This window comes from Streptomyces chumphonensis (assembly GCF_014779715.1).
GTDB lineage: Bacteria > Actinomycetota > Actinomycetes > Streptomycetales > Streptomycetaceae > Streptomyces > Streptomyces chumphonensis.
In genome coordinates this window covers 303,982-330,218 of sequence record NZ_JACXYU010000003.1, presented here as the reverse complement: position 1 = coordinate 330,218, position 26,237 = coordinate 303,982, and the positions used below count along the sequence as shown (strand labels likewise).

General features: G+C 75.2%; 23 protein-coding genes. 7 read left to right on the top strand and 16 right to left on the bottom strand.

Annotated elements, in window-relative coordinates; translation table 11 throughout:
- The first annotated feature begins 30 nt into the window (after positions 1-30).
- Positions 31-1,437, top strand: coding sequence for a DUF1996 domain-containing protein (locus tag IF129_RS26200; RefSeq protein ID WP_224754616.1), 1,407 nt, complete (start codon positions 31-33; stop codon positions 1,435-1,437).
- Between the two features lie 126 nt (positions 1,438-1,563).
- Here the strand turns inward: IF129_RS26200 and IF129_RS09215 are convergent, their stop codons facing one another.
- Positions 1,564-2,436, bottom strand: coding sequence for a PucR family transcriptional regulator (locus IF129_RS09215; protein WP_318153639.1), 873 nt, complete (start codon positions 2,434-2,436; stop codon positions 1,564-1,566).
- A gap of 872 nt (positions 2,437-3,308) precedes the next feature.
- On the opposite strand from IF129_RS09215, the gene IF129_RS09210 reads away from it, so the two are divergent.
- From IF129_RS09210 to IF129_RS09200, 3 genes are all read left to right on the top strand, one after another.
- Positions 3,309-3,980 carry a hypothetical protein gene (locus IF129_RS09210; RefSeq protein ID WP_191209025.1) on the top strand — a complete coding sequence of 224 codons (672 nt, stop codon included), beginning with the start codon at positions 3,309-3,311 and terminating at the stop codon, positions 3,978-3,980.
- The gene (locus tag IF129_RS09205; RefSeq protein WP_381480378.1) at positions 3,959-5,467 is read left to right on the top strand and encodes an NADH-ubiquinone oxidoreductase-F iron-sulfur binding region domain-containing protein; all 1,509 of its coding nucleotides are present in this window, start codon (positions 3,959-3,961) and stop codon (positions 5,465-5,467) included. The genes IF129_RS09210 and IF129_RS09205 overlap by 22 nt, the downstream gene beginning before the upstream one ends.
- A 161-nt stretch (positions 5,468-5,628) precedes the next feature.
- Positions 5,629-6,636 (top strand): SCO0930 family lipoprotein, encoded by a 1,008-nt coding sequence (locus IF129_RS09200; protein WP_191209024.1) that lies wholly within the window; start codon positions 5,629-5,631, stop codon positions 6,634-6,636.
- 54 nt (positions 6,637-6,690) lie between these two features.
- Here IF129_RS09200 and IF129_RS09195 read toward each other — a convergent pair whose 3' ends face one another.
- The gene (locus IF129_RS09195) at positions 6,691-7,863 is read right to left on the bottom strand and encodes an acyl-CoA dehydrogenase family protein (RefSeq protein WP_191209023.1); all 1,173 of its coding nucleotides are present in this window, start codon (positions 7,861-7,863) and stop codon (positions 6,691-6,693) included.
- Between the two features lie 486 nt (positions 7,864-8,349).
- Here IF129_RS09195 and IF129_RS09190 point away from each other — a divergent pair, with 486 nt between their 5' ends.
- Positions 8,350-9,402, top strand: coding sequence for a glucose 1-dehydrogenase (locus IF129_RS09190; protein WP_191209022.1), 1,053 nt, complete (start codon positions 8,350-8,352; stop codon positions 9,400-9,402).
- Between the two features lie 121 nt (positions 9,403-9,523).
- Here the strand turns inward: IF129_RS09190 and IF129_RS09185 are convergent, their stop codons facing one another.
- From IF129_RS09185 to IF129_RS09175, 3 genes are all read right to left on the bottom strand, one after another.
- The gene (locus IF129_RS09185; protein WP_191209021.1) at positions 9,524-11,311 is read right to left on the bottom strand and encodes a glycoside hydrolase family 15 protein; all 1,788 of its coding nucleotides are present in this window, start codon (positions 11,309-11,311) and stop codon (positions 9,524-9,526) included.
- Complete coding sequence (locus IF129_RS09180; RefSeq protein WP_191209020.1) at positions 11,304-13,106, bottom strand: thiamine pyrophosphate-requiring protein; 1,803 nt, start codon at positions 13,104-13,106, stop codon at positions 11,304-11,306. The genes IF129_RS09185 and IF129_RS09180 overlap by 8 nt, the downstream gene beginning before the upstream one ends.
- A 229-nt stretch (positions 13,107-13,335) precedes the next feature.
- The gene (locus IF129_RS09175; protein ID WP_191209019.1) at positions 13,336-14,709 is read right to left on the bottom strand and encodes a peptidase C39 family protein; all 1,374 of its coding nucleotides are present in this window, start codon (positions 14,707-14,709) and stop codon (positions 13,336-13,338) included.
- Between the two features lie 157 nt (positions 14,710-14,866).
- On the opposite strand from IF129_RS09175, the gene IF129_RS09170 reads away from it, so the two are divergent.
- Both IF129_RS09170 and IF129_RS09165 read left to right on the top strand, forming a co-directional pair.
- Positions 14,867-15,484 (top strand): uridine kinase family protein, encoded by a 618-nt coding sequence (locus tag IF129_RS09170; RefSeq protein ID WP_318153637.1) that lies wholly within the window; start codon positions 14,867-14,869, stop codon positions 15,482-15,484.
- 531 nt (positions 15,485-16,015) lie between these two features.
- Positions 16,016-17,947, top strand: a complete 1,932-nt coding sequence (locus tag IF129_RS09165; protein ID WP_191209018.1) for an AAA family ATPase — start codon at positions 16,016-16,018, stop codon at positions 17,945-17,947.
- Between the two features lie 9 nt (positions 17,948-17,956).
- Here the strand turns inward: IF129_RS09165 and IF129_RS09160 are convergent, their stop codons facing one another.
- From IF129_RS09160 to ribD, 11 genes are all read right to left on the bottom strand, one after another.
- Positions 17,957-18,421: a PH domain-containing protein gene (locus tag IF129_RS09160; protein ID WP_318153636.1), complete on the bottom strand. Its 465-nt coding sequence runs from the start codon at positions 18,419-18,421 to the stop codon at positions 17,957-17,959.
- Between the two features lie 55 nt (positions 18,422-18,476).
- On the bottom strand, positions 18,477-19,325 hold the full coding sequence (hisG, locus tag IF129_RS09155) for an ATP phosphoribosyltransferase (RefSeq protein ID WP_191209017.1): 849 nt from the start codon (positions 19,323-19,325) through the stop codon (positions 18,477-18,479).
- 52 nt (positions 19,326-19,377) lie between these two features.
- Positions 19,378-19,650: a phosphoribosyl-ATP diphosphatase gene (locus tag IF129_RS09150; RefSeq protein ID WP_191209016.1), complete on the bottom strand. Its 273-nt coding sequence runs from the start codon at positions 19,648-19,650 to the stop codon at positions 19,378-19,380.
- A gap of 83 nt (positions 19,651-19,733) precedes the next feature.
- Positions 19,734-20,438, bottom strand: coding sequence for a hypothetical protein (locus IF129_RS09145; protein ID WP_191209015.1), 705 nt, complete (start codon positions 20,436-20,438; stop codon positions 19,734-19,736).
- Complete coding sequence (locus IF129_RS09140) at positions 20,435-20,941, bottom strand: SigE family RNA polymerase sigma factor (protein WP_191209014.1); 507 nt, start codon at positions 20,939-20,941, stop codon at positions 20,435-20,437. The genes IF129_RS09145 and IF129_RS09140 overlap by 4 nt, the downstream gene beginning before the upstream one ends.
- Positions 20,942-21,007: 66 nt before the next feature.
- Positions 21,008-21,613: a hypothetical protein gene (locus IF129_RS09135; protein ID WP_191209013.1), complete on the bottom strand. Its 606-nt coding sequence runs from the start codon at positions 21,611-21,613 to the stop codon at positions 21,008-21,010.
- Between the two features lie 154 nt (positions 21,614-21,767).
- Complete coding sequence (gene ribH / locus IF129_RS09130) at positions 21,768-22,253, bottom strand: 6,7-dimethyl-8-ribityllumazine synthase (protein ID WP_191209012.1); 486 nt, start codon at positions 22,251-22,253, stop codon at positions 21,768-21,770.
- 102 nt (positions 22,254-22,355) lie between these two features.
- Positions 22,356-23,684 carry a bifunctional 3,4-dihydroxy-2-butanone-4-phosphate synthase/GTP cyclohydrolase II gene (locus tag IF129_RS09125; protein WP_191209011.1) on the bottom strand — a complete coding sequence of 443 codons (1,329 nt, stop codon included), beginning with the start codon at positions 23,682-23,684 and terminating at the stop codon, positions 22,356-22,358.
- Positions 23,681-24,361: a nicotinamide mononucleotide transporter family protein gene (locus IF129_RS09120; protein WP_381480373.1), complete on the bottom strand. Its 681-nt coding sequence runs from the start codon at positions 24,359-24,361 to the stop codon at positions 23,681-23,683. Before IF129_RS09120 ends, IF129_RS09125 begins: the two co-directional genes overlap by 4 nt.
- Positions 24,358-24,978, bottom strand: a complete 621-nt coding sequence (locus IF129_RS09115) for a riboflavin synthase (protein WP_191209010.1) — start codon at positions 24,976-24,978, stop codon at positions 24,358-24,360. The genes IF129_RS09120 and IF129_RS09115 overlap by 4 nt, the downstream gene beginning before the upstream one ends.
- Positions 24,979-26,169, bottom strand: a complete 1,191-nt coding sequence (gene ribD / locus IF129_RS09110) for a bifunctional diaminohydroxyphosphoribosylaminopyrimidine deaminase/5-amino-6-(5-phosphoribosylamino)uracil reductase RibD (protein ID WP_191209009.1) — start codon at positions 26,167-26,169, stop codon at positions 24,979-24,981.
- Positions 26,170-26,237 lie beyond the last annotated feature (68 nt).

The following is a 26,237-nucleotide window of genomic DNA, read 5'->3' as shown; positions in this document are numbered from 1 at the left end:
CTGCCCGGAGCGACGAAGTGGAGTCACCCGATGAGGAAACAAGGTCATCAGCGCAGCCGCCGGACCCTCCGAACGGTCGCCGGCGTCTGCGCCCTGGTGCTGGGCGGCGGCGGAACGGCCGTCGTGGCGGGCCACGCCGTCGCCGGGTTCGGCCCGGGGGACGGCGGGGACCGGCGGGACGGCGGGCGCGGGGAGGCCCGTCAGGTCGCCCGCACGATCGACTGCCCCGACGTGGGCATGGCGCTGCGCGAGGTGCCCGAGAGCGCCAAGCGCCCGGTGGGCCGGGAGCTGGCCGCCCTGGACGCGCAGATCGCCCACGCCTACGAACGGCTCAACTCGTCCCGTTGGAGGGCGGGTTCGGTGCTGGCCGGGCTGGAACGCGAGCGCGGGCGGACCATCGGGCTCATCACCTCGGACATCGAGCGTGCGGGGGGACGGGCCGGGGACCTGGAGCGGATGAGCCGCTGCGGTGTCCAGCGCGACGACACGGCCGAGCCGGTATCCGACGGAGCGCGCATGGCGCCGTGGAAGGGCGTCGAGAAGCCGGGCGGACCCGTGCCCGAGGACTTCGTCGACATCCGCACCGTGCGGCCGTCCGACCCGCCGCCGCGGCCCGGGGACGACGCCTCCACCGGGACGTTCACCACCGAGTGCGGCACCAACGGGGAGGAGCACTTCAACTCGGACAACGTCATCGCCAACCCCGGGGTGGCCAACGGCGCGCACCACGTGCACGACTACGTCGGCAACCTCGCCACCGACGCGTTCAGCGACGACGAGGAGCTGGCCCGGGCCGACACGACCTGCGAGAACGGTGACCGCTCCAGCCACTACTGGCCCGTGCTGCGGCAGTTGGACGGCCGCCGGGACGACCGCGGGACCCGGGACGGCGGCGCCGGCGGCCACCTGGACGGCAACCTCGGCAGCATCCTCCGGCCGGCCGACGTCGACCTCACCTTCCGCGGCAGCCCGGTCTCCGAGGTCACCGGCATGCCGCGCTTCCTGCGCGTCATCACCGGGGACGCGAAGGCCTTCACGAACGGCACGGACAACGCCAACGCCTCCTGGAGCTGCACCGGCTTCGAGGACCGGCAGCTGACCGACCGGTACCCGATCTGTCCCGACGGCAGCCGGGTGGTGCGGACCTTCGCGTTCCAGAGCTGCTGGGACGGCGAGAACACCGACAGCGCGAACCACCGCACGCACGTCGCGTTCGCCGAGGACGACGGCGGCTGCCCGGACGGGTTCCGGGCGATCCCTCAGCTCGTCCAGCGCATCGTGTACGACGTGCCGCCCGGTGCGGCGTTCGCGGTGGACAGCTTCCCCGAGCAGCTGCACAAACCCGTCACCGACCACAGCGACTTCATCAACGTCATGGACGAGGACCTGATGCGGAAGGTGGTGGCGTGCGTCAACGGCGGCCGTGACTGCGGCTGACGCGCCGCGCGCCGACCGGGCCCGTTCGCCGGCTCCCCCACCGGAGCGGGCGGGCGGGCCGAGGCGTGCGAAGCGGCGGCGGGAGGACGTCTCCCGCCGCCGCCGTGGCGCAGCACCCGCGGAGTGCTACAGCCCGTTCACGCGTGCCTCCCGGGCGATGCCGAGGGGACGCATGCCCGCCGCCACCGCCCGGGCCCGTCGCCCGGCCCGGGCCTGGCTGCGGCGCAGCTGCGCGAGGAGCCGTCGGCTGCGCAGCGTCATCTCCAGCTCGAAGCGGGTGCGCGGGTCGCGCAGCGCGGGGCCGAACAGCTTCTCGATCTGCCGCAGCCGGTAGCGGACCGTCTGCGGGTGGACCTGGAGGGTACGCGCGGCCTCCGGCGCGCCCCCGCTCTCCAGCCACGCCAGGAGCGTGACCTCCAGCCGCTCGCTCTGCCGGGGCGTCAGGTCGTCCAGCGGGCTGAGCCAGCGCCCGCTGAGGGCCCGGGTGAGCGACTCGTCCTGGAGCAGCAGGAGCAGGGTCAGGTGGTCGTCGACGAAGACGGGTTCGGGCGTGTGGGCGCCGCGCTGCGCGCGCAGCGGCAGCAGCCGCCGGGCCCAGTGCAGCGACGAGGCGGTCTCGGCCAGCGGCACGGCGTGGCCGACGGCCGCCGGTCGGCCACGCAGGACGTTCTCCAGGGTGTGACGCGTGCCCTGGCCCTCGTCGGCGACGAGCAGACAGGTCTCGCCGTCCGCCAGGCTCAGGAGGGTGTCGCCGAGGGCCGACGCGAGTTGCCCGGCCTCACCGGGAGAGGTGAGGACGACGGCCCGCACCGCGTCGGGCAGCGTCCACCGGGCCGAGCGGGCCAGCTCCACGAGGGAGTGCTCCGGGGCGCACGGGTCGCCGGTCAGGGCGGCGAACAGCTGGCGCCTGGCGCGGTCGATGGGCACGGCCGCCGGGAGGCGTCCGGGGCGCGGCGCGGGTTCCTCCGCACCCTCCTCGCGGTACCCGAGTGCGATCAACAGGGCGTTTTCCACGAACGATTTCGCGTCGTCCCGGTCGATTACCGATGGAAGGGTGGCAAACTCCGGAATACTGCGCTGAAGCACATCGACGACCTGGTCGGCGATGGCGGGCAGTTCCTTTCGCAGAACGCGCGTCCATTCGCCGCGCGGGCGGGCCCAGATGCGATGGGTCAGTTCACACATCTCTACCTCGTTCCTGCCGGGGTGGAGGCCGCCCGCTGCCGTGCCGGGCGGCCCGTGGATGTCCGAAGCCGTGCCGATTCCCCGAGTTGGCACGGGATTTAACCATCCGTCGGCGCCCTCACGGGAGGGGCGGCCACCTCCTGGCCGCGTCCCGGCCGCCGTGCACGGATCCGGCCAGGACCGCCTTGGAGGGGCATCATCCGCAGCCCCGCGCAGCGGTGCGACGCCGCGACCGGAATTTGTCACAGCGCGATAAATCCGACGAGTGGTGAACGGCGTTCAGCGATGCTCTTGGCGCCCGTCCCCGCGGCAATTGACCCCGCAAAGCGGCGACAGCGGAACCGGCGATCCCGGGTTAACTCCGGTAACACCATCTCGCGATTGCTGTCGAATTCGCTCACGAACGGCGGCGCGCGCGACCGGTGGCGCACAGGCGGCCGGTGCACCGCCCGGCGGGCCGCTCGCAACCGGATCGTACGGAGGTTCCGTTGACGCCCGACCCCCCGACCCCGAGGCAGCCGACCCGCGCTTCCTCCCCCGGCACGGCCCCGACTCGGCCCCGAGCCCGCCCGCGCGCCCGCTCCCACCGGCCGAGGACCGGCCCCGCGCGCGGGACGCCCCGCGGCGGTGCCCGCCGGGGGCCGCGCGGCCGGATCGACCACCGACGGCACGCCGGCGTCAGGCCGGTGCTCACCCGGTCTCGGCTCACACCCGGTCTGGGGCTCTCGGGCGTGCTGTCCCTGGCGGTCGCGGCGAGCGCCGGGGCGTTCCACCGCACCGTCGCGTTCCTGGACTTCGGGGCCGGTGTGCTCTCCCTGGTCGCGCTGACCGCCACGGTGCTGTGGGGCCTGGCGGCGACCGACCGGCTCGTCCTGTCCTCCGCGCACCGACTGCTGGCGCAGGGCGTGCACCGGGGCACGGCCGTGGCGGGGCTGGGCTTCCTCGCCCTGCACATCTGGGTGAAGGTGGCGGAGGGGCGGATCAGTCCTCTCGCCGCCGGTGTGCCGTTCGCCGACGGCACCCGGCCGGTGCTCCTCGGCCTGGGCACGCTCGCCGGCTACCTCTTCCTCGCCGTCGCGATCACCGGTGCGGTGCGCAGCGTGTTCGCCTCCGGGAGCGGGTCGCGCCGGTGGCGGGCGCTGCACATGTGCGCCTACCCCGCCTGGGGCGCCGCCCTGGTGCACGGCCTCAAGGCCGGACGGGCGGCGGACGGCTGGGTGACGGCGGCGTACGTCCTGTGCCTGCTCGGTGTCGCCGCCGCACTGGGGCTGCGGCTGTGGCCGCCCGGCGGCCGGGGTCCGGGGCCGGGCGGCCGGGCCGGAGGCGGGGCGGGCAGGTGGGCGCCGTGGCGGAGGTGACCCCCTCGGTGCTGTCCATCGGTCCGCCGCGGCTGCTCGCCGGCCTCGACCGGGTGGCCCGTCTGGACCGGGTGGCGCACCTGACCGTGCACGGCTCCCCGCCCCGGCTGCGGGCCGACGAACTGGTCGAGCTGGCCGCGAACATCGATCTGCGCGGAAAGGGCGGGGCCGGCTTCCCGTTCGCGCGCAAGGTGCGGGCCGTCGCCGACTCGGCCCGGCGGCGCGGCGGACGCTGCGTGGTCGTGGTCAACGGCAGCGAGGGGGAGCCGAGTTGCCTCAAGGACACGGCGCTGCTCCGGCACGCGCCGCACCTGGTGCTCGACGGTGCGGCCCTGTGCGCGCAGGCGCTGGGCGCCGAGGAGGTGTGGGTCGGCGTGACGCGCGTCGACGTCGAGCGGTCGGTGCGCGCGGCCGTCGCCGAGCGCGGTCCGCAGCCGCCGCGACCGCACGTGACCCGGCTGCCCGAGCGCTTCGTCACCGGGGAGGGCACGGCGCTGGTGAACGGCATCGCCCACGGGCGCGCCCTGCCCGCCGGACGCCGGGTGCGGTCGAGCGAGAGCGGACTGGGCGGACTGCCGACGCTGCTGTCGAACACCGAGACGTACGCCCAGATCGCCGTCGCCGCGCGGCTGGGGGCGCTGGAGTACCGGTCGGTGGGGCTGCCCGGCGAGCCGGGCACCGTCCTGCTGACCGTCGGCGGCACCCGGGTGGTGGAGACGCCCAGCGGCGTCCCGCTGCCGTACGTCCTGAAGGTCTGCGGCACCGATCCCGGTCAGGGCGTGCTGGTGGGCGGCTACCACGGCGGCTGGCTGGCCCCGCGGGCGGCGCGGACGGCGCTCGTCTCCCGGGAGTCCCTCGCGGACGCCGGGGCGGGGCTGGGGGCGGGCGCGGTCCTGCCACTGCCCGCGTCGACGTGCCCGGCCGGGGAGGCGGCCCGGGTGGCGCGCTGGATGGCGCGGGAGTCGGCCGGCCAGTGCGGGCCGTGCTTCGCCGGCCTCCCCGGCCTCGCCGACGACCTGGACCGGGTGGTGCGCGGCGGCGGCGAGCGGGCACTGGCGGACGTCGCCGCGCGCATGGACGCGGTGACCGGGCGGGGGGCCTGCGGTCACCCCGACGGCACCGTGCGGTTCGTCACCTCGGCGCTGACGGTCTTCGCCGGGCACTTCCGCGCGCACGCGCTGGGCGGGCCGTGCGGGCTGCCGGTGAGCGGGGTGCTGCCGCTCGGCGAGGAGGAGGCCCGCTCCCCCGGCTCCCCCCGAACCGGCGGCCGGTCGGACGGCGGGCGGGCGGACACCGAGCGACTCGTCGTGGACTGGACGCTGTGCCGGGGGCACGGCCTGTGCGCGGACATCGCCCCCGGAGTGCTGCGCCTGGGGCCCGACGGTTATCCGGAGCGGGCCGTCTCACACGTCCCCGGCCGCCTCCGACAGGACGCGCTGCGGGCCGTGCGCCGCTGCCCGGCGCTGGCGCTGCGCATCCAGGAGTGAACGGACCAGGCGTGCCCGAGGAGTTGTCACCCGCGCACAACTTCCGCGCACGCTGAGCCGGACGGCCGCCACCGGCCGTATGCCCACCACGACGGAGCCCGGAGGGGCTCGGTCCGGCCCCCGGGGCCGCAGTACAGGTCAGCCGAGGTGAAGGAGCGGTCATGAGGAATCGGCGGCAGCGGGTCGCGACGGGTACGGCGGTGGCGGCGGTCCTGGCGGTGACGTCGGCCTGCGGCGGGGAGGCGGGGACGACGGAGGACCGGGTGCGGCCCGCCGGGGACAGCTCCTCCCTCTCCCCCGGCTACGGCACCGGTGGAGGCTACGGGGACGACGGCTCCCGGCCGACCGGTGCCGAGGACCGCTCCGGCCCGGCGAAGACCCTCGCCCTGCGTGCCGACGCCGAACTGGGCGAGGTCGTCACGGACGGCGCCGGCTGGACGCTGTACCGCTTCGAGGAGGACTCGGCGAAGCCCCCGGCCGCCACCTGCGAAGGCGACTGCGCCGCCGCCTGGCCCCCGGTCCCCGCCGACGACGCCGAGGCGGCGGCCGGCATGGACGCGGAGCTGCTCGGCTCCGTGGACCGCGCCGACGGCACCCGGCAGCTCACGCTGGGCGGCTGGCCCGTCTACCGCTACGTGAAGGACGCCCGGCCGGGGGACGTCAGCGGCCACGGCGTCGGCGGCACGTGGAACGCGCTGGCCGCCGACGGCGGCAGGGCGGGCGCGGGAGCGCGGCCGGAGGACGGCGGTGAGGCCGCTCCGCCGGCCGGCGGAGCGCAGGAGTCGCGAGGACCGGAGCCCGGCGGCGACGCCGCGCTGAGCGCGGCGGAGGACCCGGAGCTCGGGCGGATCGTGCGGGACGCCGAGGGCCGCACCCTGTACCGCTTCGACCAGGACACCGCCTGGCCGATGGCGTCGAACTGCACCGGGTCCTGCCTGGAGACCTGGAAGCCGGCCGCGCCGGTGGACGTGCGGGCCCTGGAGGGCGTCGACCCGGAGCTGGTGACGACGTTGGAGCGGCCGGACGGGAGCGAGCAGCTGTCCATCGACTGCTGGCCCGTGTACTGGTACACGGGCGACGCGGAGCCGGGCGACACCGCCGGGCACGGCGTCGGCGGCACGTGGCACGCCGTCACGCCGGACGGCGGGCGGGCCCGGGCGGCGTCCTGACCGGCGCTCGCCGGGTGGGGCGGGGCCGACGCCGGGGCCCCGCCCCACCGCGCGTCAGCGGCTCTCCGGGCCGAGGAGCTGACGGGCGATGACGACCCGCTGGATCTGGTTGGTGCCCTCGACGATCTGCAGCATCTTCGCCTCCCGCAGGAAGCGCTCGACGGGGAAGTCCGTCGTGTAGCCGTAGCCGCCCAGGACCTGCACGGCGTCGGTGGTCACCTGCATCGCCGTGTCGGTGCAGGTCAGCTTCGCCATGGCGGCCTGGCGGGTGAAGGGCAGTCCCTCGTCGCGGCGGCGGGCGGCGGCCAGGTACAGCGCGCGGCCGGCCTCGATCCGGGTGGCCATGTCGGCGATGAGGAAGCGCAGCCCCTGGAAGTCGGCGAGGGGACGGCCGAACTGCCGCCGCTCGGCGGCGTAGGCGACGGCCTGGTCCAGCGCGGCCTGGGCCAGGCCGACGGCGCAGGCCGCGATCCCGAGCCGGCCGGCGTCCAGGGCCGCGAGGGCGACGGCGAAGCCCTGCCCCTCGTCCCCGATGCGGCGGGCGTCGGGGACCCGTACGTCGTCGAGGTTGATCTGCGCGGTGGGCGAGCCCTTCATGCCCATCTTCCGCTCGGGCGCGCCCGCGCTGAGGCCGGCGGCGTCACCCGGCACGAGGAAGGCGGTGATGCCGCGCGGGCCCTCGCCGCCGGTGCGGGCGAGCACCGTGTAGAAGTCGGCGATGCCGCCGTGGGTGATCCAGGCCTTGGTCCCGGTGAGCACCCAGTCGTCGCCGTCGCGCACGGCGCGGGTGCGCAGGGAGGCGGCGTCGGAACCGGACGAGGGCTCGGAGAGGCAATACGCGCCCAGCAGTCCGCCCCCGAGCATCGCGGGCAGGTGCTCGGAGCGCTGCTCCTTGCTGCCGAAGGAGGCCAGTGCGTGGCAGGCGAGGCTGTGCACGCTGACACCGAGGCCGACGGTCAGGCGGGCGGCCGCGAGCTCCTCCAGCACCTGGAGGTAGACCTCGTAGGGCTGGTCCCCGCCGCCGTACTCGGCCGGGTAGGGCAGCCCGAGCAGGCCGGAGCGAGAGAGCAGGGCGAACGTCTCCCGGGGGAAGCGGCCGGCTTCCTCCTCCTCCGCCGCGACCGGCTCGATCTCGCGCTGCACCAGGTCACGCACCAGGCTCAGCAGATCCTGGGCTTCCTCGGTGGGCAGCCGACGCTCCACCGGCTGGGGGCCGTATTCGGACATCGCGGCGCTCTCCTCCCTGTCGGGCGCTACGGCGACGGGCGCCGGGTGTGTGGCGGCGCCGCCAGAGGGATGTTGTGGCCCGGCCGATAGTGCCCCCTCGGGTCTCGAAGGTGGCTGACCAGCGGCTGTGGCGCAATGGAGTATGCCCGATCGGCGGCTTCCCGTCACGGTCCGAGCCTCACTCGTGAGGCGATCGTTGCTGGTGAGGACGGTCGACACGGGCAGCGGGGCGACGGGAGGTGGACCGGGGCGGGTCAGAGGCGGCGGAGCACGGCCCGCTTGGCGGCGGTGAACTCCTCGGCCGTCAGGACGCCGGACGTGTGCGGCTCTCCCCGCTCGCGCAGGCGTCCGCCAGGTGGCTCCGCTCCTCCCGCCGCTCCGGTGGCCGGATTAGGCCGGGCCGTCCACGGGAACCCGTGGACGGCCCGGCCGGCGCGGTCCGCGTCGGCCCGTGCGGTTGTTGAGGTCCGAGCGCCAGGAGAGCCGATGCACGCCCTGACCGTAGCCCCGCAGCAGCAGGACTCCCTGCGGCTGGAGACGCTGCCCGACCCGGCCCCGGCCGACCACGAGCTGCTCGTGGAAGGGCTGATGCTCGGGGTGTGCGGCACCGACCGGGAGATCGTCGCCGGGGACTACGGCTGGGCCCCGCCCGGCCGGGAGCGGCTGGTCCTCGGGCACGAGTCGCTGGGCCGGGTGCGGCAGGCGCCGCCGGGCAGCGGGTTCGCCGAGGGCGACCTGGTGGCCGGGATCGTGCGGCGCCCCGATCCGGTGCCGTGCGGCGCGTGCGCGCACGGCGAGTTCGACATGTGCCGCAACGGGCGGTACACCGAGCGCGGCATCAAGGAGATCGACGGATACGCGGCCACGCTGTGGACGGTCGAGGCCGACTACGCCGTGCGGGTCGACCCGTCGCTGGAACGTGTGGGGGCCCTGCTGGAGCCGACGACCGTCGTGGCCAAGGCGTGGGAGCAGGTGATGCGGATCGGGGGCCGGGCCTGGTTCGCGCCGGGTTCGGTGCTCGTCACCGGCGCCGGGCCCGTCGGCCTGCTGGCGGCGCTGCTCGGCCGCCAGCGGGGTCTGGAGGTGCACGTCCTGGACCGGGTCACCGGCGGGGTCAAGCCGGAGCTCGTCCGGGATCTGGGCGGCACCTACCACACCGGGGACGTCGAGGAGGTGCTGCGCGCGGTCCGGCCGGACGTCGTCATCGAGGCGACGGGCGCCCCCTCGGTGGCCTTCGGCGCGATGTGCGGGCTGTCGGCGTACGGTCTGCTGTGCCTGACCGGTGTCTCCGCGACGGGACGCACCCTGCGGCTGGACGCCGGGGCCCTCAACCGCGACCTGGTGCTGGAGAACTCGGCGGTGGTGGGCTCGGTGAACGCGGGCCGGGGGCACTACGCGGCGGCGGCCGAGGCGCTCGCCGCCGCCGACGTGGCGTGGCTGAACCGGATGATCACCCGCCGGGTGCCGCTGGCGGACTTCGCGCGGGCGTTCGAGCCGGACCCGGAGGGCGTCAAGACCGTGCTGGAGCTGGGCGGTTAGCCGGTCCGCGGGCAGTTCCGCCGCACGGCCGCGAGCGTCGTCGGGCACCCCGCGGCGCCGGGAACGCGGCGCCGGGAACGCGGCGTCGGGAACGCGGCGTCGGGAACGCGGGGCCGGTCGGTCAGGGCGCGGCGGCGAGCCGGACGGCGTTCTCCAGGAGCAGCGCGTGGACGAACGCCTGGGGCAGGTTCCCGCGCAGCTGGCGCTGGACGACGTCGTACTCCTCGGCGTACAGGCCCGGGGAGCCGCAGGCGCCGCGGGTGCGTTCGAACCACCGTCCGGCCGCGGCGGTGCGCCCCTCGGCGAGGCACGCGGCGGTCATGAAGTGCCCGCACAGCAGGAAGGCGCCCTCGGCCCGACCGAGCGGGTGGTCGCCGTGCTGGAAGCGGTAGACGTACCCCTCGCTGGTCAGGTCCCGTTCCACGGCCTCCCGGGTCGCGGTCAGGGCGGGGCCGTCGGCGAGGCGGCGGTCCATCGACAGCGGTCGGAGCAGGGCGGCGTCCAGGCGTGCGTCCTGCGGGGAGCGCTGCCAGCGGCCCGTGGGGTGCTTGCAGGTGCGCTCGGTCTCCCGCAGGACGGCGTCCGCGAGCTCCTCCCAGCGCCGGGCCGACGGTCCGGGCAGGGCCTCGGCCGCCGCCCGCAGCCCGGCGACGGCGGAGAGCCGGGAGTGGGTCCACCAGGCCGGCTCGATCTCCCACAGGCCGGCGTCGGGACGCCGCCAGGTCTCCTCGACGGCACGGGCGGCGATGTCCACCGCGCGGCGGGCGTCGTCGTCGAGCCGGTCCAGGCGCGCGGCGGCGGCGAACAGGGACAGGGCCTCACCGAAGACGTCGAGCTGGAACTGCGCGCCCGCCCGGTTGCCGATCCGGTTGCCGCCGCCGGGATACCCGGGCAGCGGCAGCGTCCTCTCGCGCGGGAGGGGGCCGCCGTCGACCCGGTAGGCCGGCCGCAGGTGGGGACCGTCCTCGTGCAGGCGGCGCGCCGTGAAGCGCACGGCGTCGTCGACGAGCCGGTGCGGGCCGTGCCGGGCGACGGCCGTGCCCGCGTAGGCCTGGTCGCGCAGCCACGCGTAGCGGTAGTCGTAGTCCCGGCCCGTGGCGGCCCGCTCGGGCAGCGAGGTGGTGGCGGCGGCGACCATCCCCCCGGATCGGCTGGTCAGGCCGGTCAGGACGGCGTACGCCTGGCGGACGTCGGCTGCGGCGGGCAGCTCCCGGCACTCCGGGACGGCCTGTGCCCACGCGCGTTCCGTCCGCTCCCACAGCCGCGCGGGGTCGAGCGGATCGTCGCGGGGGCCTGCGGAGATCTCCAGGACGAGGTCGTGGCCACCGCCCGCCGGGACGGCGACGGGAGCGGCGAGAGCGCCGTCCGGGCCGACCGCGGCGTGGGCGAGGCCGTGCAGCCGGACGTGCAGGGACCCGCTGCGGGCGTGCCAGACCCCGTCCCGGAGTCTGAGGTCCGTCATCGGACGCGTCCCGAAGTCGGCGCGCACGGCCAGCCGGACCTGCACCCGTGCCGCGCCCCGCACGGCGCGCACCCGGCGCAGGAGGACCGCCCGGTCCGCGTCGCCGGGCAGGGCGAGGGCCTCGCGGCACTCGGTCTGGGAGCCGGTCAGCGTCCACCGGCTGACCCGGATGAGGCTGCCGTCCTCGTAGCGGCCGCCCCACACCTGCCACGGGTCGTCGGGCCGGACGGTGAAGTCGCCGCTGCCGCCGATCAGGGCGGAGAAGACGGCGGCGTCGTGCCAGCGCGGTGCGCACATCCACACCACGGCGCCGTGCGGATCGATGAGGGCGCCCCGTTCGCCGTCGGCGAGCAGCGCGTAGCTCCGCAGCGTCCAGGGCACGTGGGTGCCCCGCAGCGCGGTGCCCCCGGCGTCCCTCGGCTGGTCGACGAAGGGCGGGTCAGCCATGGCCGCGACCGGGGAGGCGGCCGGCGAACTCGGTGAGCTTCTGACGCACGCCCCGGGCCGCGATCGCCGTGCGGTCGGGATCGCGGACCATCGCCTTCGCGGCCTTCTTTCCCTGGTCGACCCTGATGTGCGGCGGGATCGGGGCGATCTCGGCGTCCACCGTGAACTCCAGGACGACGGGCACCTCGCTGGCCAGCGCCGCGTCCCAGGCGGCCCCGACCTTCCTCGGCGTGTCGCAGCGGATGCCCTTGAGCCCGAGGAGCTCGGCGTACGCGGCGTAGGGCACGTCGGGGATGTCCTGCGAGCCGGGGTACTTCGGGTCGCCGCCCATGGCCCGCTGCTCCCAGGTGACCTGGTTGAGGTCCTGGTTGTTGAGCACGCAGAAGACCAGCGGCTGCTCGCCCGACAGGCGGTCCAGGTACCGCTTGACGGTGATCATCTCGTTCATGCCGTTCATCTGGAACGCGCCGTCCCCGATGAAGGCCACCACCGGGCGGTCGGGGTGGGCGAAGCGGGCCGCGATGGCGTAGGGCACGGCCGCGCCCATGGTGGCGAGCGTGCCGGACAGGGACGCCCGCATCCCCTCGCGCAGCAGGAGGTGGCGGGCCCACCAGTTCGTGCCGGAGCCGGAGTCCGCGGTCACGATGGCGTGGTCGGGCAGCCGGGGCGAGAGTTCGCTCGCCACCGCCTGCGGGTTGACGGTGCCGTCGAAGTGCTGGTCCGCGCGGCGTTCGCAGACGCGGTGCCACTCCACCACGTCCTTCTCGATCTGCTTGCGCCAGCTCCGGTCCTCCTTGCGGTGGAGCATCGGGATGAGCGCGCGCAGCGTCTCCTTGGAGTCGCCGACGAGGTGGGCGTCCATCGGGTAGCGCATCCCGATCATGCGCCCGTCGATGTCGATCTCCACGCCCCGGGCCTGTCCCTCGTCGGGGAGCCACTCCGCGTACGGGAAGCTCGTGCCGATCATGAACAGTGTGTCGCAGTGCTGCATCATCTCGTCGCTGGCCCTGCTGCCCAGCAGGCCGATGGGGCCGGTGACGTAGGGCAGGGAGTCGGGCAGCACCTCGCGGCCGAGGAGCGCCTTGGCGACGCCGGCGCCCAGCAGCTCGGCGACCTCCTTGACCTCGTCCTCGGCCTCGGCCGCGCCCTGCCCGATGAGGATGGCCACGCGCTCGCCCTCGTTGAGGACGCCGGCGGCCCTGCGCAGCTCCCGCTCGTCGGGCAGCATGCGCGGCCTGCTCCAGCCGACGCTGGAGAAGACCGAACCGTGCGCCTTGGGGGGCGAGGGCTGGGCCTCCTCCTCCTGCACGTCGTCCGGAATGATGATCGTGGCCACGCCTCGGCGGGTGAGTGCCGTCTTGTAGGCGCGGTCGATGACGTGCCGGGCCTGCCCGGGGTGCGTCACCATCTGGCAGAACTCGGAGACGTCGGCGAAGAGGTTCTCCAGCGCGATCTCCTGCTGGTAGTGCGAGCCGAGGCACAACCGCTTCTGCTGGCCGACGACGGCGACCACGGGCTGGTGGTCGAGCTTGGCGTCGTAGAGACCGTTGAGCAGGTGGACGCCCCCGGGGCCCGAGGTGGCGACGCAGACACCGACCTCACCGGTGAACTTGGCGTGGCCGCAGGCCATGAAGGCGGCCATCTCCTCGTGGCGGGCCTGGATGAACTCCGGGTCGCCCTGCGCCCGGTCGAAGGCTCCCAGGAGGCCGTTGATGCCGTCGCCGGGATAGCCGTACACACGGTGCGTGCCCCACGCCTTCAGGCGTTCGAGCACGTGGTCGGCGACCTGAGTCACGTCGTCCTCCGCAATCCTCGTCTCCACCGGGCGTGGGGCGGGTTACCCGGCAGTGGACGGTCAAACGGCCCGTCGGGCGGGGTGGGGCGGGCGGGTGACGCCGGTCGGACGCCGTGGCGCCCCACTGCCGCGACCATGTCCCCCGCCGCGCGTGACGGCCGGTCAGCGGGTGGACCCGGCGGTCGCACGTCCGGGCACGGCGGAGGACGGAGGGCGGAGGAGTGAGCGTTCAGGCGACGCCGAGGGAGCGCAGGACGTGGCGCTGACGGGGGGTGAGGCGGGTGGGGAAGTAGAGGTAGCACACGCCTCCGGTGCCGCCCCTGACGCGGCCGTCGGCGTCGAGGCGCTTGGTGCGCAGCCAGATGTTCTCGAACGCCCGCCGGGGGTAGACGCGGCGGACCTCGGCGTTGCCGTCGGCGTTCGGGTCGTTGGCGATGACGTCGCCGTCCCGGGTGAAGCCGACCACGGTCATCAGGTGGCCGGCGGTGCCGTACCCGGCGCCGGGCAGCTCCTCCTCCCGGAAGGACTGCGACGTGATCAGCGGGATGCCGGCGCGGACGAGCCGTTCGGCGTCGAGGAGGGAGTCCAGCCGGGTGACGACGGCCTGCAGGTCGTCGTAGGTGGCGGCGTAGGCCGCGTTGAAGGGCCAGTTCCCGCAGCCTTCGTACTGGTAGTCGTAGGTGCCCCGGGCCGCGTGGCACACCTGGGGGTCGTCGTAGGCGGGGTCGACCCAGGTGTAGTCGGCGGGGTCCGGCACCCGGCCCCAGGACTCGATGATCATCTGGGAGGACGTCGGGCTGCACCAGGCCTCGCCGCCGTTGTCGTACTCGGGGTAGCGGCCGATGTGGATGTTCTGCGAGTAGCGCGGCGCGTCCAGCTCGACACCGGCCGCCTCGCCGGGCGCGGTGGCGGGCACCTCGAACCGGTCGGGCACGTCGGAGGTCATGGCGCCCAGCCGCCACAGCGTCGGCGTCTCCCGGCTGCCCGGGGCGCGCAGCAGGGTGGCGCGGAGCTGGAACGCGGTGAGCTTCAGGCCCTCCTCGGTGACGGCCAGGGTGTCGGTCCACACCGTGCTGCGTCCGTCGCCCTGGCCGCTCACCGACGTGCGGCGGGGCACGTCGTCGCCGTCGCCGGAGGTCCACACGCCGAGCGTGTACCAGGGCGAGGACGTGCCGTCCGGGTAGGTCCCGCGGGCCTCGACCCGCAGCCAGGTGCCCTCGGGGGTGTCGGCGTTCCAGGAGGCGATGAGCTCACCGGCGGGGTGGTGCGGGCGCTGGACCGGGGAGAGCCACGTGCCGTACTCCCACCGCTCGCGCGCGGTGCCGCCGTGCGGGTCGCGGTAGGTCGACGTCCCGGCGGGGGTGCCGATGCGGAGGCCGGGGCGCGCACCCCGGTGCACGCGAAGACCGTCGGACGTGCCGTGCCGCCAGTCGCGGACCCCGCTCCACGCCCGGTGGGCGACGGTGGACGCGGTCCGTCCGCCACCGCCGGCCGGGGGCCGCGCGGGTACGGCGGCGGCCGGCACCGTGCTCGCCGCCGCGGTGGCGGCGACGGCCACGGAGGCCGCCAGGAGGGCTCGACGGGTCGGGACGGGTCGGCTCATGCGGGTGGTCCCCCAAGTCGCTCGGAGTCGGTCGCCGCGGTGGCGGCTGCGTCAACTATCGCCGGGAGGGGGGCGCCGGGCCAGAGGCCGCGCCCGGTGGGCGCCGGCCGTCATGGGCCTGGACCACTGACGGTCCAGCGGGCCGTAGGCTGGCCGGGTGACGTCCCCCTCCCCCGCCCTGGTCGCCCTCGCGGCGCGGCTGCGGGCGCTCCCGGCCTCCTGCGGGGCGGTGCGCCTGGTGGCCGTCGACGGGCACGCGGGGTCGGGCAAGAGCACGCTGGCCCGGAGCCTGGCGGCGGCGCTGGGCGACGCCCCGGTCCTGCACCTGGACGATCTGGCCTCGCACGCCTCGTTCTTCGGCTGGACGGCGCGGCTCGCCGACGACGTCCTCACCCCCTTCGCGCACGGGGCCACGGCCCGGCCTGCGGCGTACGACTGGGAGCGGCGGGCCTGGGGGCGGCGGCTCGCCCTGCCGCCCGCGCCCGTGGTGCTGCTGGAGGGGGTGGGCGCCGGCCGGCGGGCGGTGCGGCCCGCGCTGGCGGCGGTGGTGTGGCTCGACGTCGATCGCGAGATCGCCTGGGAGCGCGGGCGGCGCCGCGACGGCCCCGGGCTGGCGGCGTTCTGGGACGCGTGGACGGCGGCCGAACGCGCGCACTTCGCCGCCGACCCGACCCGTCCGTACGCGGATCTGCTCGTGCGGCAGGTGCCGCGCGGCTACGCGGCGCTGCCGGGGGCGAGGGCGTCCCGGCTCCACGACGGCCGTGACCCGGAGTAGTCACACGGGTCCGGTGTGCGGCCGGTACGGGCGGGGCCGGGCGAGCCCGGGGGCGGGTCGCTGACCGCGCCGGGCCACCGGCGGCGCGCACGGCGTGACGGGGTCACCGCGGGCGCGGGGACGTGCGTCCTCCTCGGTGCGCATATGCCTTGACCTGCGACGGGGTGAAGGATTACGTTCGCGGTACACGGTCCGTTCGGATCGTCTGCACACGCGGAGCCCTCGGTCGTTCCCCCGTGACCGGGGGCTCCGTCCTGCCCGGGGCGCGGCGCGGCCGGGCCGGTCGCCGAACGTCGGCTGCGGTCACCCTGAGTGAAATTCGCCCGGCGCCGGCGCCGGGCGTGCGCATACCGTCCGTACCGCGGCCTTCGACGCAGCGTGCGGCACGGGTACGATGCGAGACGTTGCGAGGCGCCGGGCGATCCCCGACCATGATTCTTCAGCGAGCTTCAACCGCCGTCCGTGATACGGCAGTTGGCCGGGCAGGGTGAGGCCCGGCGAGACCCGACGGGATCGGCCCTGGGGGACGGGATGGACTTCGGCACGCGGGACGCGGGAGAGCCGCGCGCACCGGCCGACCTGGCCTGGCTGCGCGGCGTGGACTCCTACACCGTGGGCAACTACCCCCGGGCCGAGGAGGAGTTCCGTGCTGCGGTGCGGCTGGACGTCGGCATGGCCGACGCCTGGCTGGGGCTGCACGCGCTGCGCGTGGACACCGTCACGGCGCTGCTGCGGATGTTCGAGTACCGCGACCGCTTCGGGGAGCAGCGCTCCCGGCACGGGCGGAAGCTCAACTCCTGGTACTGGCTCGGCTGGTGGGTCCAGCCGGTCCTGGAGAACGGCCGCGACCTGCTGCTCGCGCACGCCTCGCACTGGCTGGACGGCCGGCACCTGGCCGAGCTCGACCGCGCGCTGGCCGGGTGTCCGCCGCCGGACTCCGATCCACACGTCCGCTTCCTCCACGCCTGCCGCGCCTACCTCGCCAAGGACTGGGAGGGCCTGGTGGTCCACACCGAGCCGCTGGTCGACGATCCCCTGCTGGGGATAGAGGCCGGTCTGTTCGCGGGCATGGCCCGGGTGCGGCTGGAGATGTACGGGCAGGCCGAACCGCTCCTGGCCACCGCCCTGATGCGGTGCCGCAGCGAGCAGCCGCAGCGCAAGGAGCTGCGGTACTGGCTGGCACGGGCGCGGGAGGGCACCGGCCGCAGCGCGGCGGCCCTGCCGCTGTACCGCGCCGTGCACCGGGTGGACCCGGCCTTCATGGACACCGCCGCCCGGCTCACCGCCATCGCCGAGTCGGACGGTACGGCCGACGCGCTCACCTCCTCCTGGGCCGCTCCGCTGCGGACGGCCGGTGGCGGCATGCCGGACGGCACGGTGCCGGACGGCGGCGGCCCCCGCGAGACGGGGACCGAACCGGGCGGCCCGGACGGCGGCGGGGCCCCGGACGCCGTGCCGGAGGAGCTGTGGGACACGGCGCCGGGCGCCCCGATGGGGGTCGGTGCGGTACGGGACGGCGCCGCGCGGCGGACGGGCCGGGGGCCGGCCGAGCGCTGGCCCCGGGGACCGGCCGACCCGGACCTGCTGGCCCGGGCGCTGGACGAGCTGGCGGGCATGGTGGGGCTGGAGCCGGTCAAACGCCAGGTCCGGGCGCTCTCGGCGCAGCTGCACATGGCCCGGCTGCGGTCCCGTCAGGGGCTGCCGGTGCAGCCCCCCAAGCGGCACTTCGTCTTCTCCGGCCCGTCGGGCACGGGCAAGACGACGGTGGCGCGGATACTCGGGCGGGTGTTCTACGCCCTGGGCCTGCTGGGCGGGGACCACCTGGTGGAGGCCCAGCGCTCGGACCTGGTCGGGGAGTTCCTCGGCCAGACGGCCGTGAAGGCGAACGAGCTGATCGACTCCGCGCTCGGCGGGGTCCTCTTCGTGGACGAGGCCTACAGCCTGTCCAACTCCGGGTACGCCAAGGGAGACGCCTACGGTGACGAGGCCCTGCAGGTGCTCCTCAAGCGTGCGGAGGACAACCGGGACCGGCTGGTCGTCATCCTCGCCGGATACCCCGAGGGGATGGACCGGCTGCTCGCCGTCAATCCCGGGCTCGGCTCCCGCTTCACCACCCGCATCGACTTCCCGAGCTACCGACCGCCCGAGCTGACGGCGATCGGCGAGGTGCTGGCGGCGTCGAACGGCGACCGGTGGGACGAGGAGGCCCTGGAGGAGCTGCGCAGCATCAGCGGCCACGTCGTGGACGAGGGCTGGATCGACGAGCTCGGCAACGGCCGGTTCCTGCGCACGCTGTACGAGAAGAGCTGCGCCTACCGCGACCTGCGGCTGACCTCCTGGCCGGGCACCCCCTCGCGCGAGGACCTCGCGACGCTGCGGCTGCCCGACCTCATGCAGGCCTACGGCGAGGTGCTGTCGGGCCGGGGGGCCGCCGGCCCGCGCCCCGAGCCGCCGCCGGAGTGACGGGCCGGGTCAGCCGGCCTCGGGTCCGCCGGCCCGTCCGGTGCCGTACCGCTCGGTCAGCGACCGCAGCGCGGCGGCGTCCCGCACGGCCTGGGCGCGTGCGATGCCGGGCTGGATGCCCATGGCGGGCAGGCTCGTGCCGTCGGCGAGGTCGAGGTAGACCCACGGGTCGCCCGAGCGCAGGTTGACGGCGACGATCTCCGCCCACTCCAGCCGCCTGCTGCGGGTGAGGTTGACGACGGTGACCCCGTCGGCGTCCGCCGTGACGTGCGGGCGCGCCAGCAGCCACATCACCGCGAGGGCGAGCAGCCCGGTGGCGATGAAGCTGGCCCGCTCCCCCGCCGCCAGCCGGTCCAGGATCAGCGCGATGACCGTCAGGGTGACGAGCATCGCGACGCCGACCGCGAGCAGGACGACGCGGCTGCGGCGGGGGCGGAAGGTCACCGGCAGGCCGGGTACGTCGGCGGGGGGCACGGGCGGGTTCTCCCTCGAAGGTGGTGCGAGCCGTGGAGCGAGCCGTGGGCGGCGCCTAGACGCGGCAGGCGTGGATGTTCGTGGTGAGGATGGCGCGGGCGCCGAGGTCGTAGAGGTCGTCCATGATCCGCTGGGCCTCCCGCGCGGGAACCATGGAGCGCACGGCCACCCAGCCCTTGTCGTGCAGCGGGGAGACGGTGGGCGACTCCAGCCCCGGGGTCAGCTCGACGGCCTTCTCCACGTGCTCGGCGCGGATGTCGTAGTCCATCATCACGTACTTGCGGGCGACCAGGACGCCCTGCATGCGGCGCAGGAACTGCTGTACCTTGGGGTCGTCGGTCGCGGTGCCCCGGCCCCGGATGACGACGGCCTCGGAGAGCAGGATGGGCTCGCTGATGATCTCCAGTCCCGCGTTGCGCAGCGTGGTGCCCGTCTCCACGACGTCGGCGATGACCTGCGCCACCCCGAGCTTGATGGCCGTCTCCACCGCGCCGTCGAGCCGGACCACGGAGGCGTCGACGCCGTGGTCGGCCAGGTGCCGCGTGACCAGGCCGGGGAAGGACGTGGCGACCGTCATGCCACAGAACTCGGTGACGTCCGTCGCCGTGCCCGGCAGCGTGGCGTAGCGGAACGTGGAGCCGGCGAAGCCGAGTTGGAGGATCTCCTCGGCCTGCGCGCCCGAGTCCAGCAGGAGGTCGCGTCCGGTGATGCCGATGTCGAGCTTCCCGGAGCCGACGTAGACGGCGATGTCGCGGGGACGCAGGAAGAAGAACTCCACGTCGTTGGCCGAGTCCACCAGGACCAGTTCACGGCGGTCCTTGCGCTGGCGGTAGCCCGCCTCATGGAGCATCGCCGACGCAGGCTCGGACAGTGAACCCTTGTTGGGGACGGCGATGCGCAGCATGGTGCGGGGTTCCTTCACTCGTGGGGTGGGGACGGCGGTGGACGGGTGCGGTTCAGAGGTGAGCGTATACGTCGTCGAGCGTGACGCCGCGCGCGACCATCATCACCTGGAGGTGGTAGAGGAGCTGGGAGATCTCCTCGGCGGTGCGCTCGGCGCCCTCGTGCTCGGCGGCCATCCACACCTCGGCCGCCTCTTCGACGACCTTCTTGCCGATGGTGTGGACTCCGGCGGAGACCAGCTCGGCGGTGCGGGAGGTGGAGGGGTCGCCGGTGGCGGCCTTCTGCTGCAGCTCGGCGAAGAGCTCGTCGAATGTCTTGTTCGCCATGGTGGTGCTCACCCTACGGGGTGCGCCGGTGCGCGGGCGCACCGTGTCCGGGTTCTGGATGTGCGCACAGGTGCGGGCGGGCGTCAGGACCCGGCCTCCAGGGTGTCGAAGGGACGGCCCGTCGCGTCGTAGGCGGTGACGGTGTAGGAGGTGAAGCGGGGCAGGGAGCGGGTGTCGACGACGTACACGCCCCAGCCCGGCTCGCCGGGGAGGGTGTACAGGTCGGCCTCGACGGTGTGGCCGCCCGCCGTCAGCTCGATCCGGTCCGGCGGCTCGGGCAGCCGCCAGGCGCCGTGCACGCGGTGGATGCCGTCGGCCGCCGAGGAGGCGTGGCCCCCGCTGATGCCGCGTGGGCGGATGCTCGTGCCCATGTGCTCCGAACGGGCCGATTCCAGAGCCGCGGCGAAGGACCCGGGGCTCGTCAGCACGTAGTTCTGCCGGCCCTCCGGGAGGAGCGCCAGGCGCAGGCCCCCGGCGACGGGGACGGGCTCGTGGGGCGCCACGGTGTGCAGCCGGGGGACGGGGGCCGGCGGGGACGGTGCGGAGGCGGCCGGGGCCGGCCGGGCCGGGCCCGGAGAGGCGGGCCAGGCGGACAGCAGCGCGGGCACCGCCAGGACGGCGAGCACCGCGCCACCTGCCGCGGCCCGGCGGCGGGCCCGCCGGGCGCGTCCCGCACGGACGACGGCCTCCACCGGGGCCGGCCCGGTCGGCGCTTCGTGCGCCTCGCGGCGCAGTGCGGCGGCCAGCTCGCGGGCCGTGGACTCCTCGTGCGTCGGATGGTGCGTCATACGCGCTCGCTCGCTGTCAGTCGGGGCAGTTCGGCACGCAGTCTGCGCAGCGCCCGGGCCGTCTGGCTGCGGACGGTGCCCACGCCGGTGCCCAGGAGCGCGGCGACCTCCGCCTCACTGCGGTCCTCCAGGTAGCGCAGGACGACGGTCGCACGCTGCCGGGCGGGCAGGGCGCGCAGGGCGTCCAGCAGGACGCTGCGCTCGACCACCTGGTCCGCGCGGTCGGCCGCGGGCCGCTCGGGCAGCCAGTGGGTGAGCCACTCGCCGATCCGGCGGCGGCGCAGCCGGTCGGCGTTGGTGTTGATCAGGATGCGCCACACGTAGGCGTCCTGGTCGTGGGCGCCGCACACCTTCTCCCAGCGGGTGTAGGCCCGCGCCAGCGCGGCCTGGACGAGGTCCTCGGCGTCCTGGTGGTGCCCGGTGAGCAGGTAGGCGGTCCGCAGCAGACGTGGCCAGCGGCTGTGGACGAACCTGCGGAAGTCGTCCTCCGCGCTCTTCTTCACTCGTGTCCCATGGGTCGTCGCGGACCGGCCGGGCGCCCCCCAGCGCCCGGCCGGCGGGAGGAACCGTCAGCCCTGCGGCCAGGGCCGGTGCTCCACGACGTCGAAGACCTCTCCGTCGGCGTCGACGCCCTCGACGGTGAAGGCCGTCTTCGACAGCCCCCAGCCCTCGGCGTCGAAGTAGTACGTGCCCCAGCCGGGCCGGCCCGGCAGCCGCACGATCTGCGCGAGGTGGGAGAACGTATCGCCCTCGAAGGTCACCCGGATCTCGCGCGGGGCCTCGGCCAGCCGCCAGGCGCCGGTGATCAGGCGGACCTCGCCGTACTCGGACTGCACGCCGAGGCTCATGCTGTCGGGCCGGATGTCGTCACCGACGTAGCCCTTGGCGGTCTCGATGTCCGCCGCGTACCGCTCGGGCCGGGTGACGACGTGGTTCTGCCGGCCTTCCGGGAGCAGACCCATGTGCCAGGTGTCGGAGATCTCCACCGGCTCGTACGGCTGGACGACCTCGACCTCCAGGCCGCCGAGGACGGAGACGTCGCCGCTCGCGGCGGCCGGGGCGGGGCGCGCCTCCCCGGTGGCGGGGGCGGCCGCGGTGGCCGCCCCCGTCGCGGTCCCGGCGAGCAGGAGGGCGGCGACGGCCGCGAGGGCGGCGCGCTGTCCGGTGCGGGTCATGTGAGGACTCCTCGAAGGGGTGGGCGGCCGGCCGTTGTTCGTCACCGGCTACGGCCGCACGGTGTGCCGTGGTCACCCCTTCAGACGGCACCGGGTGTGCGGATCTATGTCACCGCCCGCACGTTCGGCGCACTTTTCCTCCCCACGGACCGCGTCAGCGCCAGGGCTCGGAGACCGTGCGGAGCGTCGCGGCGGTCGCGACGGCGGCGGTGACGGCCTCGTGGCCCTTGTCCTCCCGGGAGCCGGGCAGGCCCGCGCGGTCCAGGGCCTGCTCCTCGGTGTCGCAGGTCAGCACGCCGAAGCCGATGGGCACACCCGTCTCCACGGAGACCTGGGTGAGGCCCACCGTCACGCCCTGGCAGACGTAGTCGAAGTGCGGGGTGCCGCCGCGGACGACCACGCCGAGCGCCACGACCGCGTCGTAGCCCCGGGAGGCCAGCACCTTGGCGACGACGGGGAGTTCGAAGCTGCCCGGCACCCGCAGCAGCGTCGGCTCGTCGATGCCCAGCTCGCGGAGGGCGCGCAGGGCGCCCTCGACGAGACCGCCCATGACCTGCTCGTGCCACTGCGCGGCCACGACGGCCACCCGCAGGTCCTCGCAGTTCTTGACGGTCAGCTGGGGTGCGCCCTTGCCGCTCACGTGGTGCTCCTCGGTTGTTCGGTCCGCGCGGAACCGGTGGTCGTCTTCACGGGGTGGTACCGGATGGTGGGGGGGGTCGGTGGTGCCGGGGCGGGCCCCGGGCTACTGGGTGCCGCAGGCGGAGATGGCCGGCTCCTCCAGCCACGGAAGGTCGTGGCCCATGCGGTCGCGCTTGGTGCGCAGGTAGCGGATGTTGTGCTCACCGGCCTGGACGGGCATGGGTTCGCGCCCGGTGACGGCGACCCCGTGCCGGGTGAGCGCCTCGCTCTTGGCCGGGTTGTTGGTGAGCAGCCGCACCGAGCGGACGCCGAGGTCGGCCAGCATCCGGGCCCCGGCGGCGTAGTCCCGGGCGTCGGCGGGCAGCCCCAGTTCGAGGTTGGCGTCGAGGGTGTCGCGGCCGCGTTCCTGGAGCTCGTAGGCGCGCAGCTTGGAGAGCAGGCCGATGCCCCGGCCCTCGTGGCCGCGCAGGTAGACGACCACGCCCCGGCCCTCCTCCTGCACCCGGCGCAGGGAGGCGTCCAACTGCGGCCCGCAGTCGCACCGTTGGGAGCCGAAGATGTCGCCGGTCAGGCACTCGGAGTGCATGCGCACCAGGACGTCCTCGCCGTCGCCCAGCTCCCCGGCGACGAGGGCGATGTGCTCGACGCCGTCGAGCGTGGAGCGGTAGCCGTGCGCGCGGAAGGGGCCGTGGGCGGTGGGAAGCCGGGTCACGGCCTCCCGGGTGACGGCCGGCGGCGTCCCGACGGGCGCGGCGGCGTCGGTGCGGGACCGGCGGTAGGCGATCAGCGCCTCGATGGAGATGATCGACAGGGAGTGCTTGCGGGCGAACGGCACCAGCTCGGGCAGCCGCAGCATCGTGCCGTCCTCACCGGCGATCTCGACGATGGCCGCGGCGGGGCGCAGTCCGGCGAGCCGGGCGAGGTCGACCCCGGCCTCGGTGTGACCGGGGCGGGTGAGGACGCCCCCGGTGCGGGCGCGCAGCGGGAAGACGTGGCCGGGACGGACGAAGTCGTCCGCGTCGGCGGCCGGGTCGGTGAGCAGCCGGATCGTGGTGGCCCGGTCGGCGGCGCTGATGCCGGTGGTGACGCCGTGCCGGGGGGCCGCGTCGACGGAGACGGTGAAGGCCGTGCTCATGGACTCGGTGTTGCGCGCGACCATCTGCGGCAGGTCGAGGCGGTCCAGCTCCGGCTCCTCCATGGGCACGCAGATCAGGCCGCGGCACTCGTTCATCATGAAGGCGACGAGTTCGGGGGTGACCCTCTCGGCGGCGACGACGAGGTCGCCCTCGTTCTCCCGGTCCTCGTCGTCGACGACGACGACCGGGCGGCCCGCCGCGATGTCGGCGACGGCCCTCTCGACCGGGTCGAGCGCGAGGTCGTCGACGAGGGCCCCGGGGCCCGCCGCGTCGGACCAGCTCCACGTTGCGGTCATACGGCCACTCCTTCCGTTGCCCGCGCCGCCCGGGCGGCCGGCGCGGTCTGGTCGCGGGAACGCAGCCACCAGGCGCGCAGCCCCCACAGGACCAGGACGAGATAGACGAGGTAGACGAAGCCGGAGAAGGCGAGGCCGCTGGCGAAGGCGAGCGGCACGCCGACGATGTCGACCAGCAGCCAGGCGAACCAGAACTCGACCAGTCCGCGGGCCTGGGCGACCATGGCGGCGAGGGTGCCGACGAAGATGTAGGCGTCCGGCCAGGGGTTCCAGGACAGTTCGGGCACGGCCGAGAACAGCGCGCCGACGGCGGCGGTGCCCAGCGCCGTTCCGGCGAGGAGCAGCAGGCGCTCGCGGCCCGTGGCGAAGCGGACGGCGATGTGGCCGTCCGCCGTCTCCCGGCGGCCGTCCCGCCACCGCTGCCACCCCCACAGGCCCACCACGACGACCAGCATCTGCTTGCCGACGCCCCCGGCCAGGGAGGCCGAGAGGTAGGCCGCGACGAGCACGACGCCGGAGAGCACCTGCACGGGCCAGGTCCACACCGAGCGGCGCCAGCCCAGGGCGAGGGCGGTCAGCCCGAGCACGTTGCCGGTCATGTCCGACCAGATGACGTCCTGGCCGAGGACGGTGAAGGCCGTGTCGTCGAGGGCGCCGAGCACGCCGGTGAGGCTCACCGTGGATCCCCCGCCCCGGCCGGCCCCCCGCCGGCGGTCATCAGCCGCTCGACGTACTTGGCCAGCACGTCGACCTCCAGGTTCACCGGCTCGCCGGGCTGTTTGAACCCGAGCGTGGTGAGGTCGAGCGTGGTGGGGATGAGGCTGATGGTGAACCAGTCGGCTCCGGCCTCGACGACGGTGAGGCTGACGCCGTCGACCGTGATCGAGCCCTTGTCCACGACGTAGCGCGCGAGCGGGGCCGGCAGGGTGACGCGCACGAGTTCCCAGTGCTCGCCGGGGGTGCGGGCGGCGATGGTGCCGGTGCCGTCGACGTGGCCCTGGACGAGGTGGCCGCCGAGTCGGCCGCCGAGGGCCATCGGCCGCTCCAGGTTGACCCGGGAGCCGACGTCGAGCGCTCCGAGACCGGAGCGCCGCAGCGTCTCGGCCATGACGTCGGCGGTGAACTCGCCGTCGAGCACGGTGACCACGGTCAGGCACACGCCGTTGACGGCGATCGAGTCCCCGTGCGCGGCGTCCTTGGTGACGAGCGGTCCGCGCAGGGTGAGCCGGGAGGAGTCGCCCAGGTTCTCGATGGCGGTGACCTCGCCCAGTTCTTCGACGATTCCGGTGAACACTCAGCGCTCCTCGGTGCGGCGTGCGGTGGCGGGTGGGGTGGTCGTTTCCGTGGTGGTGGTGACGGGTGGGGCGGAGGCGGCGGGCTGCTCCGTCCGGGTGACGGCGGCGGTCACGCGCAGGTCCGGGCCGAGCCGGGCGGTGTCCGTCACCGTCAGCCTCAGCGCCTGCGCGATCGTCGTGATTCCCGCGTCGGACAGCGCCTGCGGGCCCGCGCCGAGCAGCGCGGGGGCGAGGTAGCCGGTCACCCGGTCCAGGAGGCCGGCGGCGACGAAGGCGCCGGCCAGGGTGGCGCCGCCCTCCAGCAGGACGGAGCGGACGTCGCGGGCGTGCAGGGCCGCCAGGAGGGCGGCCGGGTCCAGCCCGCGCCCGTCCCGGCCGCGCGGCAGCCGCAGGATCTCGGTGAGCGGCTCCAGTCCGGTCGTGTCGGCGTCCGGGGCGACGGCGACGAGCGTGGGGGCGGCGTCGTCGAGCACGCGGGCGCCGGGCCGCACGGCGCGGGCCTCGGTGTCCACGACGACGCGCAGCGGCTGGACGGCGCCGGGGACGCCGCGCACCGCGAGGTGGGGGTCGTCGGTGGCGGCCGTGCCGGAGCCGACGAGCACGGCGTCGGACTCGGCGCGCAGCCGGTGCACGTCGGCCCGCGCCTCGGGGGAGGTGATCCAGCGGCTGGTGCCGTCGGCGGCGGCGATGCGGCCGTCGAGCGTGGCGGCGTACTTCCAGTGCACGAGGGGGCGGCCGAGGCGCACGGAGGTGAGCCAGGCGCCGTTGACGTCCGCGGCCGCGTCGGCCAGCAGCCCGTCGTCCACCTCGACCCCGGCGGCGGCCAGCGTGGCGCCCCCGCCGCGCGCCACGGGGTTCGGGTCGGCGACGGCGTAGACGACGCGGGCGACGCCGGCGCGCAGGAGCGCCTGTGCGCAGGGGCCCGTGCGGCCGGTGTGGTCGCACGGTTCCAGGGTCACGACGGCGGTTCCGCCGCGCGCGTCGTCCCCCGCCTCGGCCAGGGCGTGTACCTCGGCGTGCGGGCCGCCGGCCCGCTTGTGCCAGCCCTCTCCGACGATGCGCCCGGCGGCGTCCAGGACGACGCAGCCGACGACGGGGTTCGGGCTGGTGGCACCGAGACCGCGGCGAGAGAGGTCGATCGCGCGGTGCATCGCGTCGCGTTCACGGCGCGCGGCTGCTGCGGTGGCCACCGGGTCTCTCCTGCCTCTGCGGGCGGACTCCGGGGCGTGGGAGGGAACAGGCGGGACGGCCGGTCCGG

Bases quoted from the DNA above. Each gene is read 5' to 3' on its own strand.
- IF129_RS09190 (WP_191209022.1), top strand. From the start codon at position 8,350: ATGCACGCCCTGACCGTAGCCCCGCAGCAGCAGGACTCCCTGCGGCTG.
- IF129_RS09200 (WP_191209024.1), top strand. From the start codon at position 5,629: ATGAGGAATCGGCGGCAGCGGGTCGCGACGGGTACGGCGGTGGCGGCG.
- IF129_RS09145 (WP_191209015.1), bottom strand. From the start codon at position 20,438: ATGACGCACCATCCGACGCACGAGGAGTCCACGGCCCGCGAGCTGGCC.
- IF129_RS09125 (WP_191209011.1), bottom strand. From the start codon at position 23,684: ATGACCGCAACGTGGAGCTGGTCCGACGCGGCGGGCCCCGGGGCCCTC.
- IF129_RS26200 (WP_224754616.1), top strand. From the start codon at position 31: ATGAGGAAACAAGGTCATCAGCGCAGCCGCCGGACCCTCCGAACGGTC.
- IF129_RS09195 (WP_191209023.1), bottom strand. From the start codon at position 7,863: ATGTCCGAATACGGCCCCCAGCCGGTGGAGCGTCGGCTGCCCACCGAG.
- hisG (WP_191209017.1), bottom strand. From the start codon at position 19,325: ATGCTGCGCATCGCCGTCCCCAACAAGGGTTCACTGTCCGAGCCTGCG.
- IF129_RS09165 (WP_191209018.1), top strand. From the start codon at position 16,016: ATGGACTTCGGCACGCGGGACGCGGGAGAGCCGCGCGCACCGGCCGAC.
- IF129_RS09150 (WP_191209016.1), bottom strand. From the start codon at position 19,650: ATGGCGAACAAGACATTCGACGAGCTCTTCGCCGAGCTGCAGCAGAAG.
- IF129_RS09135 (WP_191209013.1), bottom strand. From the start codon at position 21,613: ATGACCCGCACCGGACAGCGCGCCGCCCTCGCGGCCGTCGCCGCCCTC.
- IF129_RS09175 (WP_191209019.1), bottom strand. From the start codon at position 14,709: ATGAGCCGACCCGTCCCGACCCGTCGAGCCCTCCTGGCGGCCTCCGTG.
- IF129_RS09185 (WP_191209021.1), bottom strand. From the start codon at position 11,311: ATGGCTGACCCGCCCTTCGTCGACCAGCCGAGGGACGCCGGGGGCACC.